This is a genomic window from Branchiibius hedensis (assembly GCF_900108585.1).
Taxonomy (GTDB): domain Bacteria; phylum Actinomycetota; class Actinomycetes; order Actinomycetales; family Dermatophilaceae; genus Branchiibius; species Branchiibius hedensis.
The window spans coordinates 3,683,593-3,696,350 of sequence record NZ_UESZ01000001.1; the positions used below are offsets into that span (position 1 = coordinate 3,683,593).

The 12,758-nt window shown below is 65.8% G+C and carries 11 protein-coding genes, 1 tRNA gene and 1 other RNA gene; 9 read left to right on the plus strand and 4 right to left on the minus strand.

Features of this window, described 5'->3' with window-relative positions; translation table 11 throughout:
* The first annotated feature begins 20 nt into the window (after positions 1-20).
* Entirely contained in the window at positions 21-1,784 is a 1,764-nt protein-coding gene (locus tag DR843_RS17960) for a helicase HerA-like domain-containing protein (protein WP_172461506.1), read from the plus strand.
* Positions 1,785-1,789: 5 nt separating this feature from the next.
* On the opposite strand, the gene DR843_RS17965 is transcribed toward DR843_RS17960, so the two are convergent.
* Together DR843_RS17965 and DR843_RS17970 are read right to left on the minus strand one after the other, a co-directional pair.
* Positions 1,790-2,578: a LytR C-terminal domain-containing protein gene (locus DR843_RS17965; protein ID WP_109688054.1), complete on the minus strand. Its 789-nt coding sequence runs from the start codon at positions 2,576-2,578 to the stop codon at positions 1,790-1,792.
* 116 nt (positions 2,579-2,694) lie between these two features.
* On the minus strand, positions 2,695-3,954 hold the full coding sequence (locus DR843_RS17970; protein WP_170119920.1) for an ROK family transcriptional regulator: 1,260 nt from the start codon (positions 3,952-3,954) through the stop codon (positions 2,695-2,697).
* Between the two features lie 166 nt (positions 3,955-4,120).
* On the opposite strand from DR843_RS17970, the gene DR843_RS17975 reads away from it, so the two are divergent.
* Genes DR843_RS17975 through DR843_RS17995 form a run of 5 tightly spaced genes read left to right on the plus strand, consistent with a single transcriptional unit; the run spans position 4,121 to position 8,582 of the window.
* Positions 4,121-5,161: a substrate-binding domain-containing protein gene (locus tag DR843_RS17975; protein WP_109688057.1), complete on the plus strand. Its 1,041-nt coding sequence runs from the start codon at positions 4,121-4,123 to the stop codon at positions 5,159-5,161.
* Positions 5,162-5,168: 7 nt separating this feature from the next.
* Positions 5,169-6,221 carry an ABC transporter permease gene (locus DR843_RS17980; protein ID WP_211310281.1) on the plus strand — a complete coding sequence of 351 codons (1,053 nt, stop codon included), beginning with the start codon at positions 5,169-5,171 and terminating at the stop codon, positions 6,219-6,221.
* A complete protein-coding gene (locus DR843_RS17985) occupies positions 6,218-7,045 on the plus strand; it encodes an ATP-binding cassette domain-containing protein (protein WP_245934188.1) in 828 nt (275 codons plus the stop codon). Before DR843_RS17980 ends, DR843_RS17985 begins: the two co-directional genes overlap by 4 nt.
* Positions 7,042-7,917 (plus strand): sugar phosphate isomerase/epimerase family protein, encoded by an 876-nt coding sequence (locus tag DR843_RS17990; protein WP_109688061.1) that lies wholly within the window; start codon positions 7,042-7,044, stop codon positions 7,915-7,917. The genes DR843_RS17985 and DR843_RS17990 overlap by 4 nt, the downstream gene beginning before the upstream one ends.
* The gene (locus tag DR843_RS17995; protein WP_109688062.1) at positions 7,914-8,582 is read left to right on the plus strand and encodes a nucleoside/nucleotide kinase family protein; all 669 of its coding nucleotides are present in this window, start codon (positions 7,914-7,916) and stop codon (positions 8,580-8,582) included. The genes DR843_RS17990 and DR843_RS17995 overlap by 4 nt, the downstream gene beginning before the upstream one ends.
* A 28-nt stretch (positions 8,583-8,610) precedes the next feature.
* Here the strand turns inward: DR843_RS17995 and DR843_RS18000 are convergent, their stop codons facing one another.
* Together DR843_RS18000 and DR843_RS18005 are read right to left on the minus strand one after the other, a co-directional pair.
* Positions 8,611-9,384, minus strand: a complete 774-nt coding sequence (locus DR843_RS18000; protein WP_109688064.1) for an acetoin reductase — start codon at positions 9,382-9,384, stop codon at positions 8,611-8,613.
* Positions 9,385-9,563: 179 nt separating this feature from the next.
* A tRNA-Ser gene (locus DR843_RS18005) sits at positions 9,564-9,651 on the minus strand.
* Between the two features lie 87 nt (positions 9,652-9,738).
* Between DR843_RS18005 and ffs the strand changes: the two genes are divergently transcribed.
* The 3 genes from ffs to DR843_RS18020 all read left to right on the plus strand — a co-directional run bounded on the left by ffs (position 9,739) and on the right by DR843_RS18020 (position 12,757).
* Positions 9,739-9,835, plus strand: an RNA gene (gene ffs / locus DR843_RS18010) — signal recognition particle sRNA small type.
* Between the two features lie 43 nt (positions 9,836-9,878).
* The gene (locus DR843_RS18015; RefSeq protein ID WP_109688066.1) at positions 9,879-12,089 is read left to right on the plus strand and encodes a DNA polymerase III subunit gamma and tau; all 2,211 of its coding nucleotides are present in this window, start codon (positions 9,879-9,881) and stop codon (positions 12,087-12,089) included.
* Entirely contained in the window at positions 12,089-12,757 is a 669-nt protein-coding gene (locus DR843_RS18020) for a lysophospholipid acyltransferase family protein (protein ID WP_109688068.1), read from the plus strand. The genes DR843_RS18015 and DR843_RS18020 overlap by 1 nt, the downstream gene beginning before the upstream one ends.
* Position 12,758 lies beyond the last annotated feature (1 nt).

The following is a 12,758-nucleotide window of genomic DNA, read 5'->3' on the forward strand; positions in this document are numbered from 1 at the left end:
CGATCGCTAGTCTCGTCAGCGTGACCAACGATTCAACTCCTGACACGGGCCCGGACGCTGCAGAACCAGCCGCTCAGCCGGAGGTTGCACAGCCGGCCGCTCAGCCGGAGGCTGCAGAGACGGCCGCTTCGCCCGAGGCTCCAGCTGCTCCTGCGGCGACGTCGGACGCACCTGCCGCGGCCGAGGCAACCAGCGCGCCGGAGACGCCCACGCAGCAGCCGGAGTGGATCGCTACCGTCGCTGCTGGCTACAAGACTGATGGAGCGGCCCTCGGGCTCGGTCCGGCCCTGTTCGACGGGACGATCTATCCCGAGGCCATCGTGCGGATTCCGCTGTCCACACTGAACCGGCACGGTCTGGTGGCCGGTGCGACGGGCACCGGCAAGACCAAGACGCTTCAGGTGATGGCCGAGCAGTTGTCCCTGCACGGCGTACCCACCTTCATCGCCGACATCAAAGGGGACGTTTCGGGCGTCGCCAGCCCCGGCGAGTCGAACGAGAAGATTTTGGCTCGCACCGCTGCGCTCGGGCAGAAATGGACGCCCACGGCGTACCCGACCGAATTCTTCTCCCTCGGCGGTCAGGGCAAGGGCATCCCGATGCGGGCTACGGTCAGCGACTTCGGGCCGACGTTGCTGTCAAAGGTTTTGGGGCTCAACGCGACTCAGGAGTCAAGCCTCGGGCTCATTTTCCACTTCGCGGACAGCAAGGGCTGGCTGCTGCTGGACATCAAGGACCTGACGGCGGTGATCCAGTACCTGCTGTCAGATGAGGGCAAGGCGGAACTCAAGGGGCTCGGTGGTCTGTCGTCGGCGACGGCCGGGGTGATCCTGCGCAATCTGATCGCCTTCACCGACCAGGGCGCCGACGTGTTCTTCGGTGAGCCGCAGTTCCAGACCGCGGACCTGCTGAGGCTGTCGCCGGACGGGCGTGGGCTCATCAACGTGCTGGAGTTGCCAGCGGTTGGCGACAAACCGGCGCTCTTCTCGACCTTCCTGATGTGGCTGCTGGCCGATCTGTTCCAGGAACTGCCCGAGGTGGGTGACGTCGACAAGCCGAAACTGGTGTTCTTCTTCGACGAAGCGCACCTGCTCTTCAACGACGCGTCCAAGGCGTTCCTCGCCTCGATCGAGCAGACTGTGAAGCTGATCCGGTCCAAGGGTGTCGGCATTTTCTTCGTGACGCAGGTGCCCAAGGATGTTCCGGCAAATGTGTTGGCGCAGTTGGGTAGTCGGGTGCAACACGCGATGCGTGCCTTCACTCCGGACGATGCGAAGGCGCTCAAGGCGACCGTCAGCACGTTCCCGCACAGCGATTACGACCTGGGGAAGCTGCTGACCGAGCTGGGCACCGGTGAGGCCGTCGTGACCGTGTTGTCGGAGAAGGGTGCGCCGACCCCGGTCGCGTGGACCCGGATGATCGCGCCGCAGTCGTTGATGGCGCCCTCACCGGACAGCACCATCGATGCAGTCGTCTCGGCCTCCCAGCTGGCACCCAAGTACCGCGACGCGGTAGACCGGGAATCGGCGTACGAGATCCTGTCGGGGCGCGCGGCCGCTGGAGGTCAAGCTGCCCCGGTTCCGGATCAGTCCGTGACCCCCACCGCCCCGGCGCAGCCGGCGGCGCCCCGACAGCCGGCGCCCAAGAAGGAGCCGAAACCGGAGCCGTCGGCGCTGGACCAGGTGTTGAACTCCGCGCCGATGAAGTCAGCGATGCGTTCCGCGGGCACCGTCATCGGCCGCGAACTGTCGCGGACCATCTTCGGGACGTTGTTGCGGAAGTAGTCCGCTCAGCAGGAGGAGTTGCTCGGGCTGGGGGCCGGGGTTGCTTGGGCAACCGGCACCAGACCGGTCCATTTGGCGGCTAGGTCAAGGTCGACGACGGTTCCTGAACGGTCGTCCTCCACCATCCGTGATCCCTTGATCTGCAAAGCAACTCGGCGGGCGTAGGGCTCGCCCTCCTTGCCGTAGAGGATGACGGCTGTGTCCGTCGGCCAGAAGCGACCGGCCGGGTCGTTGCCGGTGTCGAGCACTTTGAATCCGCGCGCCTTGAGTTGGTTCGCGACGTCGCTGGCCAGTCCTGTGACGGCCGTCGTGTTGTAGACGTTCAACTGAACCTTGGCGGCGGGCGGCGGGGGAACGGGGATCAGCGCGAACTTCGCCCCGAGGACCAGATCCACCGACGGATCCACCCGGTTGTCCTCGACCAGTTGTGGATTCTTGACCTGCTGGGCGAGCGTGAGTGCCACCTGCTTGCCGACCGATCCGTAGATGATCATGGCGTACGGCGCAGGCGTCGCGTCCCCGGTGTAGTTGCCCGCGCTCAGCACCCGGAACTGGCGGGCCCGCAGCTCGATCGCGATGTCCTGGGCCAGGCCGCCGGTGTCGCTGGCATTGAAGACGCGAACGGGGATGGTGTTCGCGGCGATGGCTGCGGTCGGTTTCGGCAGCGGTGTGCAGGAGTTGGTCGCCTTCGTGGAGGCCTTGGGTTCATCGGAAGACCCGCACGCCGTCACGGCGGAGCATCCGAGCAGCGCAACGAGCACGGCCGACGCCGCCCCTGTGCCTCTCAACCGCATACCGGACCTCCGCGCTCATCGTAGATAGGCCACCTGACGAATCCATGCCACATCCATATGGCGAAAGGATGAACGTGACGCAGTCGTTATTCGCGTCGTCCTGGGGTGGCTGCCGCTCAGTGATCGCCGAGACGGGCGTCTATCCGGCTCGGCGCGAACACCTGGTCGGCGATCGCCGCGGCCAGACCGCTGAGCCCAGCGCTCGGGCCGAGAGTGGAGGGGACGATGTCCAGTTGGCGCGTCGCCAGCGGCAAGGACCGCGCGTAGATCTGTTCCCTGATTCCCGCGAACAGGTGCGACGCGGCATCTGCAAGCTCGCCGCCGATGACCAATCGACCGGGGTTGAGCAGGCTCACGACATCCGAAAGCGCCACCCCCAGGATGCGTCCGGCCCGTCGTGACAGCCGCATTGCCTCCTGGTCGCCGGAATGGATCAGCGACACTGCCTCTGCGACGGTATCGATCTGGCGTCCGGCGGCACGCAGGTCGCGGATGAGTGCCCACCCCCCGGCGTACGCCTCGATGCATCCGAAGTTCCCGCAACGACACAGTGGCGGGTCTTCGCCACTATCGGCCAGCTGAATATGACCGATGTCGCCTGCGGCACCGTCCGCGCCCCGGTAGATCTCGCCGCCGATGACGATCCCAGCCCCGACGCCGGTAGCCAACTTGACCATGACCAGAGCCTGGTCCTGTCGGAATCTCACCCGTTGCTCGCCCAGGGCCATCGCGTTGACGTCGTTCTCCACCACGACGGGCGCCTCGTATGCATCAGCGAACCAGTCCGCCAGTGGGTAGCTGTCCCATCCGGACATGATCGGCGGGCGCACCAGGGTGCGCGCCTCGAAATCGACGGGTCCGGGCAGGGCGAGCCCGATCCCACGCACCGCGGAGGCGTTGTGGCCCGTGGCCTGTAGAGCAGCGGTAAAGCGCCGGGAGACCTGGCTCAACCATTGGGTGGGACTCAGTTCGGTGACCGCCGCATTGACGTGTTCGCGCCATAACTCGGTGCCCTCAAGGTCGGTGGCAGCTACCTGTACGCCGGTAGCGCCAGCATGGGCGATGAGGAACACGCCACCAGCTCGGTTGAACGAAAACCGCTCTGCTGGTCGGCCGCGGCCGTGCGCAACAGCTTCCTTGGTGGTGATCAGGCCGGCGCCCTCGAGGGCATCGATCCGGGACGTCACCGTGGAGCGGGCCAGGCCCGTACTGCGCAGGATGTCGGCGCGGGTAAGGCTGCCGAAGTGCCTGATCAACGCCAACACGTGACCTGCGGAGCCCATGTCGATCACGCGAGCTGATGCGGCAGATCGTGGCGGCGTGCTGCTCCCTCCGGCGTCCGGCAGTCCGCTCGTCACAGGGCTTTGATCAGCCACGAGTTCACCCTCCCAAAGTCCATGGTCCGAACTACGGGGACACGCTTTCACAAATTTCTGCATGATGCTAGACGTAATTTTGCTTGACATCAGTCATAAATAGGACTGTAATCGGTGTCACATCGAGACCGGCATAGGGCCGGCTCCGCTCAGCGAAGAGGCACCCATGAATCACACGTTGCTTGGCCGGTCCGTTCTCGCCGCGGGCAGCACCGTCGCGCTCTTGACGGTCGCCGCTTGTGGCAGCACCAGCAGCACCGGCTCCTCCGGCGGTGGGTCGGCGACGGACTCGCTCAAGATCGGCGCGGTCATCAAGGGGCTGGACAACCCGTTCTTCCAGGCCATGGAGTCGGGGATCCAAGAGGGCAGCAAGACCGAGAACGCGTCGGTGAGCGTGCAGGCGGCTGCGTCCATCAGTGACACCACCGGACAGGCAGACAAGCTCAGCAGCATGGCCGGCCAGGACTACAACTGCTTCATCATCAACCCCATCACTGGCACGAACCTGGTGCAGGGGTTGGCACAGTTGTCGACCAAGAAGGTGCCGTTGATCAACATCGACAGCCCGATCGATGCAGCTGCGGCCAAGGCAGCCGGGGCGAACATCGCGACGTACATCGGAACCGATAACACGGCGGCCGGCGAAATGGGTGGTGCGGAGATGGCCAAGTTGTTGCCCTCCGGCGGGGATGTCGCCCTCATCGGCGGCACCAGCGGCGACGTCACGTCGGCGGCGCGCCTTGATGGGTTCAAGAAGGGGATCCCCGCGAACATCAACGTCGTTCAGACCGTTGCCGCCGACTGGGACCGCCAGACCGCCTTGACCAAGGCGACCGATCTCATCACGGCACAGCCCAACCTCAAGGCCTTCTTCGTGGCCAACGACGACATGGGGCTGGGCGTCGCGAAGGCCATCGCCAATGCGAACAAGAAGGGTCAGATCAAGGTCATCTCCGTCGACGGCATCAAGGACGGCCTTGAGGGCGTGAAGTCGGGCGACATCTCCGCTGTCGTTGCGCAGTACCCCTTCGTGATCGGGCAGATGGGCGCTGAAGCCTGCAAGGCGGCCCACGAGGGAAAGACTCTGCCGACCAAGGTGACCGCACCCGTGCAGGTCGTCACCTCAGCCAATGTGGACAAAGCTCTGTCGTCCGCGCCCAAGCCAGCCGAGTCCTACGCGGACCCGATCGCTGACCTGTTGAAGTGAGCACGCAATGACTTCATCCCCATCGACCCTCCACCCTGAGAAGGCAGTCATGCAGCAGCCGTCGTTGCCCACCGACCGAGCCGGTGCCGAGTTGGCGCTGGGTGGACCTTCCCTCGGAACGCGGGTCTCCGAAGCGTTGCGTGATCCCGGTCGGTGGGCCGACTGGGCTGCGCTCATCGGTCTCGTCGTCCTTGTCATCGTCTTCCAGTCGCTGAATTCGACCTTCCTGAGCAGCACCAACATCCAAGCGATGCTGGTCGCCTCCGCGATCCTGATCGTGCTGTCCGTTGGGCAGACGTTCGTGATCGCCACCGCCGGTATCGACCTGTCGATCGCCTCGACGATGACGCTTGCCGCGGTCGTTTTCGGGTTCGCATTCGTTCACGGTTGGGGTCTTGTCGCAGCGATCCTGCTGGCCATTTGCGCAGGGGCGTTCGTCGGCATTCTCAACGGCACCTTGATCTCCCGTGGAAAGATCACGGACTTCATCGTGACGCTGGGTACCTTGTCGGCCGCGTCCGGGCTCGCTCTGGTGATCGCGAACGGTAAACCGGTGACCATCATCAGCGAGCCGTTGCTCCGACTATCCACCGGGACCGTCGGCATCTTCGGGTACAGCTTCCTGATCGCCCTGGCGATCGCGGTGGTCGCCCACGTAGTCCTCTTCCACACCCGGTTCGGCACCTACGTGCTCGCCACCGGTGGCAATAGCGAGGCGGCCAACGCCTCAGGCATCAACACCAAGCGAATCAAGACCGCGGTCTATGCCATCAGTGGGCTACTCGCCGGAGTTGGGGCGATCCTGCTCGTCGCACGAGTGGGCGCCGCTGAGCCGGCAGCGAACACATCCTTCCTGCTCAACTCCGTTGCAGCGGTGGTCCTCGGTGGGGTCAGCCTGTTCGGTGGCCGCGCAACGATTGCCGGTCCGGTCATCGGTGCTCTCCTGCTGACCGCCCTGGTCAATGGTTTGACCCTGCTTGGTGTTTCGCAGTTCTACCAGCCACTCGCGGTCGGCATCGTCGTGGTGCTCGCCGCATTCCTGACGAGGTTCCAGAAATGAGTAACGCGACTGCGGAGACGGCTCCGCTGATGTTCCAAGCCCCATCCGACGCGCTGCTTCGGGTCGAGGATGTTGCCCTTTCGTTCGGCCAGGTACGTGCCCTGAAGACCGTCACGATGCACGCTCGGCGGGGTGAGGTGACTGCCATCGTCGGAGACAACGGTGCCGGCAAGTCAACCCTCGTGCGCTGCATCAGCGGGGTGCACCGTCCGGACTCGGGCGTCATCGAGTTCGACGGAGCACCTGTCAACTTCCGCAGCCCTGAGGACGCGCGCGAGGAGGGCATCGAAACGGTCCACCAGAACCTGGCGCTGGTCGAAGACCTCACCGTCTGGCAGAACCTCTTCCTGAACCGGGAGTTGATGCGTGGATTCGGGCCGGTCAAATTCCTTGACCGACGGGCCATGAAGCGTGAGGCAGCAACCATGGTCAGTTCCTTGGCGGTGAACGTACCGCCGGTTGCATCGAGGGTCCGCCGCCTGTCCGGCGGTCAGCGTCAGGCTGTATCTATCTGCCGTGCAGCGGGTTTCACCTCCAAGCTGATCATCATGGATGAGCCCACTGCGGCCCTGGGGGTGCAAGAGACCGCGCGCGTCGAGGAGCTCATCCAACGCCTGCGGGACGAAGGGCACGCAATCATCCTGATCAGCCACAACTTCGATCAGGTGTTGCGGCTCAGTGATGCGGTCTGGGTCATGCGCGCTGGCCGATGTGTCGCTGGGAGACGCACAGCCGAAATCGACGGCGACGAGATTGTCGGGTTGGTGACGGGCGCACGACCCGGTGACCTGCCGGCGGAGAAACTACAAGGAGATCTGACATGAGTGTCGCGACCAACAGCTTCGGTGTTCACGCCCTCGTATGGCGGGGTGGGACGACGCCGGACGACGTGACAGCGATCGCCGAGCAAACGGCCGCCGCTGGATACGACCTGGTCGAGTTCTCCCTGCATGACTCGGTCAACATGGATGTTGATCATGCGCGGAAAGCACTGCAGAGCAATGGGCTACGAGTCACTTGCTCACGTGGGCTCGCCCTCGACGCCGACGTGTCGAGCGAAGACCCAGCGGTCGTGTCACGCGGTGCTCAACTGTTGGCGGACTCCTTGGAGCTCACCGCGGCGATCGGTGGCGAACTGCTGACTGGCGCCCTCTACAGCGCCTTCGGTAAGGCGCCAGCGCCGCTGTCCCGCAAGGGCCGGGAGAACGTCGTCAGTGTCCTGCAGGACCTGTCGAAGGAGGCGGAACAGACCGGGGTGACCCTTGGTCTGGAAATCTGCAACCGATACGAGACCAATGTGGTCAACACGACCCGCGACGCCCTCCGACTTGCCGACGACATCGGGTCTGACAATGTCGTAATCCATCTCGACACCTATCACATGAACATCGAGGAGTCCGATTTCGTGACGCCCGTGCTCGACGCTGCTGATCGACTGGGCTACGTCCACATCGGCGAAAACCACCGTGGTTACATGGGATCCGGGCACCTGGACTTCACCAGCTTCTTCGGCGCCCTCGCCCGGATCGGGTATTCCGGGACACTGACCTTCGAGTCGTTCTCGTCTGCTGTTCTCGCAAGCGGTCTTTCCAACGACTTGGCGATCTGGCGCAACTTGTGGGACGACGGAGACGATCTGGCGCGGCACGCACTGGGCTATATGCGCCAGGGGATGCACGCGGCGTACACCCGATGACTTCCTCTGGCGACACGTCGCTGACGGTCGCCGACGAGATTCTCGCGGCGGTCACCGACCTGGTCGGTGACCGCCGCGTGGTCCTCGGAGTGGCTGGGACGCCGGGTGCGGGGAAGACGACGTTCGCTCAACTTCTCGTGCAGCGGCTATGTGACCTGCGCGGCCCGGGGTGGGCAGCGCATCTGCCCATGGATGGGTTTCACATCGGTGATCGACAGTTGGCGCGCCTCGGTTTTCTGGACCGCAAGGGGGCGCCGGACACCTTTGATGCCGACGGCTACGCCGCGACCCTTGGCCGAGTGCGTACGGCGACCGGTCCGGTCTTCGTGCCCGGGTTCGACCGGGCGCTGGAGCAGCCGATCGCCGCGGACATGGTGGTCCCGGCCGAAGCGCGGCTGGTCGTGACCGAGGGCAACTACCTGTTGTTGCAGGAGGGTCGTTGGGTCGCCGCTCGCGCGCAGTTGGATGAGGTTTGGTACGTCGCTGGAGACGATCGCGTCCGGCTCGAACGGCTGGTGTCCCGGCACGTTGAGTTCGGCAAAACGCCTGCGCAAGCACGGGAATGGGTTGCCAACGTCGATCAACCCAATGCGCAGCGAATTGCCGCCGCTGCGGAGCGGGCTGATCGGGTAGTCCGCAACGACGGCGCCGGATTCGGCTGGTGAGCGAACGCCGTACGTTGTGCTGGGCTGCTCAGACGAAGATCATGCCGCCATCCACAAGAATTGACTGACCGGTGATGTAGTCCGAGTCGGGCCCGGCCAGGAACGAGACGAGTTTCGCGACGTCGTCTCCGGTCGAGACCCGACCGAGGGTGATGCCGGCGGCCATCGCCTTCATGGACTCGCCCTTACCCACCTGGTTGATCTCACCCAGGTCGTGATCGATTTCCTCCCACATAGTGGTGTCGACGATCCCGGGGCAGTAGGCGTTGACGGTGATCTTGTGCGGTGCCCACTCCTGTGCGGCGGCCTGAGTCAGAGCGCGCAACGCGAACTTCGAGGAGCAGTAGACCCCGAGCAGCGGAAAGCCCTTGTGGGCGGCGATGGATGCGGCGCCGATGATTTTGCCGCCCGAACCTTGCTCGATCATCTGCCGCGCCGCCTCGGTGTAACACAGGAACGCTCCGCGAGCATTGACCGCCAGCACCTTGTCGAACTCCTCGGGCGTGACATCGAGCAGCGCTTTGGTCTGCGCGATGCCGGCGTTCGCGACCATGACATCCAGCGAACCCAACTGTGCGGCAGTGTCGCTCACGAGAGATCGCACTGAGTCGTGCTCGGAGACGTCCCCGGTCAGCGCGATCGACCGCACGCCGGTCGATTCGATCTTGGCGCGGGTCGCTTCGAGTTCCTCACTCATGGAAGCGAGGTCGGAGACGGCAACATCGTGGCCGTCCTCGGCCAGGCGGAAGGCGATGGCTTGACCGATTCCTCGTGCGGCACCGGTGACGTGAGCGACAGTCATGACGAACTCCTCATTGAGTGATCTGGGAGTTTCACGCTAGGAGCGGTGACGACGCGGCAGAAGAGTTGCAGTTCGTTGCATGGGCGCAGGATGGAGGAACCGTCGCTCCTCCCGAATCCACAGCGCCCGAGAAACGCTCAGAGGACCAGACGGAAAGACGTGTCTGGTCCTCTGAGCGTTGGCGGAGGATGGGGGATTCGAACCCCCGAGAGCTTTCACTCAACACGCTTTCCAAGCGTGCGCACTAGGCCACTATGCGAATCCTCCAGGCGACGCACGATGCTACCCGTCGCGGGGCGATGCGCCGAATCGGCGGTGGAGTTGGAACCGCGTCACCCCGAGCATTACTCTGCAAGTGGTCCCTCACGCGGTGGTACCTCACTGAACTCCCCCAGGGCAGGAATGCAGCAAGGGCAGGTGAGCTCTTCCAGGTGCGTGAGGGATCTTCACGTCCGCGCTCCCAGCCTGTCGGTGACCGCTACTAGATTGGCGGGGTGAGCATCGCCCTGTACCGCCGCTACCGTCCCGAGACCTTCGCGGACGTGATCGGCCAGGAGCACGTCACGGTGCCGCTGATGCGTGCTCTCGAGACCGGCCGGGTCAACCACGCCTACCTCTTCAGCGGTCCGCGCGGCTGCGGCAAGACCACCAGCGCCCGGATCCTGGCCCGCTGCCTGAACTGCGAACAGGGCCCGACGCCGACGCCCTGCGGTGTCTGCGAATCGTGTGTGGCTCTGGCCCGCGGAGGTCCGGGCACAGTCGATGTCATCGAGATCGACGCAGCCAGCCATGGTGGCGTCGATGATGCCCGTGACCTGCGCGAACGTGCCGCCTTCGGGCCCGCGCAGAGCCGCTACAAGGTCTACATCATCGACGAAGCGCACATGGTGACCTCCGCGGGTTTCAACGCGCTGCTCAAGGTCGTCGAGGAGCCGCCGGAGCACGTGAAGTTCGTCTTCGCGACGACCGAGCCGGAAAAGGTCATCGGCACCATCCGGTCCCGGACCCACCACTACCCCTTCCGACTCGTGCCGCCCGCGCGGCTGGCCGAGTACCTCGCCGCTCTCTGCGAAGCCGAGGGCATCGCGGTCGAGCCCGGCGTGCTGTCCTTCGTGACCCGCGCCGGCGGCGGCTCGGTACGTGACTCCCTGTCCGTGCTCGACCAGTTGATCGCCGGGTCCGGTCCCGAGGGGCTGACGTACGCCGGGGCGGCGAGCCTGCTGGGTTTCACCGACTCCGAACTGCTTGATGCGACCATCGACGCGTTCATCGCCGGCGACGGGGGAGCGGTCTTCGGCCAGGTCGACAAGGTCATCGAGTCCGGGCACGACCCTCGCCGCTTCGTCGAAGACCTGCTCGAGCGCCTGCGCGACCTGATCGTGGTCGCGGCTGCTCCGCAGGACGCCGCGCAGGTGTTGCGCGAAGTGCCCGAGGACCAGTTGGCGCGGATGCGGGAGCAGGCAGCGGCGTACGGCGCGGCCTCCCTCTCGCGGGCCGCGGACGTGGTCAACACCGGGCTGACCGAAATGACCGGCGCCACCAGTCCTCGTCTGCAGCTGGAGTTGATCTGCGCTCGCGTCCTGCTGCCGGCCGTGTCCGGGGAGCAGGGGTACGCCGCGCGTCTGGATCGCGTCGAGCGTCGCCTCGACATGGCCGGAGCCACCGCCGCTTCGACCCCGGCGAATACGCCAGCAGCGACCGTCCCAGCCGGCCCAGCACCGACACCGGCGCCGACACAAGCACCCGCACCGACAGCCGCGACGGCCGCGCCGGTCACGCAGCCACCGGCCGAGTCCGCACGAGCAGCCGCACCCCCTCGGCCTGCGGTGGCGCCCGAACCGGCCGCGCCCGCCGCCAAGGCCCCGGAACCGGCTGTCGCACAGGCCGCGGATCCGGGAGCGGTGACCGTGGACATGGTGCGCCGCGCCTGGCCCGATGTCGTGGAGCGAGTCAAGGGAATGCGCCGCGTGACCTGGTCGATGGTGACCCAGCACGCGCGGGTCAGTGAATTCGACGGCCGCACGGTCGTCCTCGGAATCAGCAACCAGGGCCTGGCGAGCGGCTTCGACGGCGGTTCGCACGCGGCGCTGATCCAGCAGGCGATCCGCGACGAACTCGGCGCCGACGTCCGCGTGACCGCGCGCTTCGAAACCGCCGGCCACGCGGCGCCCGGCACCACCGCGCCCGACGACACCGGGACCCTCGACCCGGCTTCGCGCACGGACACCAGCCCGCCCCCACAAGACCGGGACACTCGGCCCGCTCAACCAGCACCCTCGACCTCACCCGCCCCGCCCGCGAGGGACGCTCGACCCGCCCAGCCGCAGTCGCCCGAATGGTCGGCCAATACCGCCGCCGCCCCTGACTGGGCGCAGGACACGGCCGGCGAAGCCGATCTGGTTCCGGCCAGCGACGTCCCCGCCACTAACGTTGGCACTGGCCCGTGGGCTCCCGGCGGGACAGACGCCGACGCTCGTCGGGCCAGTGCCGCCAGCGGCGCTGACAAGGCCCGCTCTGCAGCTCGCGAAGCGATGGCCCGCCAGCGAGACCGCGGCGCGAAGGACGGCGAGCCGGTCCCCGATCCCGATCCGATCGAATCCCTCGACGACGAAAACATCGACGTACAAGGTGAACTGGGGATTCCGGTCGTGCAGAGCCTGCTGGGTGCCAAGATCATCGACGAACAGGTCGATGGGCGACCGTAATGCTCTACCTCACCTCCCGGGCGGTTGTTGCGCCGCTGATCAAAGCCATCTGGCGACCCACGGTCGAAGGCCGCGAGAACGTCCCGACGAGCGGCGGGGTCATCCTGGCCAGCAATCACCTGTCGTTCATCGACTCGGTCGTGATCCCGCTCGCCGCGCCCCGCCAGGTGCATTTCCTCGCCAAGGACGCCTATTTCACCGGCACCGGCGTCAAAGGGACCGCGTCACGCGTCTTCTTCACCAGCATGGGCATGGTCCCGGTCAATCGTGACGACTCGCGCGCTGCGATCGAGTCGCTGGAAGTGGGCCTGAAGATCCTGCAGGACGGCGATGCGTTCGGCATCTACCCCGAAGGCACCCGGTCCCGCGACGGCCGGCTGTACCGCGGCCACACCGGAGTCGCATATCTGGCGATCACCGCGCAGGTCCCGATCGTGCCGGTCGGCCTGATCGGAACCCCGCAGGTCCAGCCCGTCGGCTCCAACCGACTGCACCGAGCCCCGGTGACGGTCCGGTTCGGTGCCCCGCAGACGCCGCACACGACGTACGCCGATCTGCCGGCTGGCAAGGCCCGGCGCCTGGCGACGGACGACGTGATGGACGCCATCGCGGCGCTGACCAGCCAGGAACGGGTCGCGGAGTACAACGAGCACCCGGTCGAAACCTGAG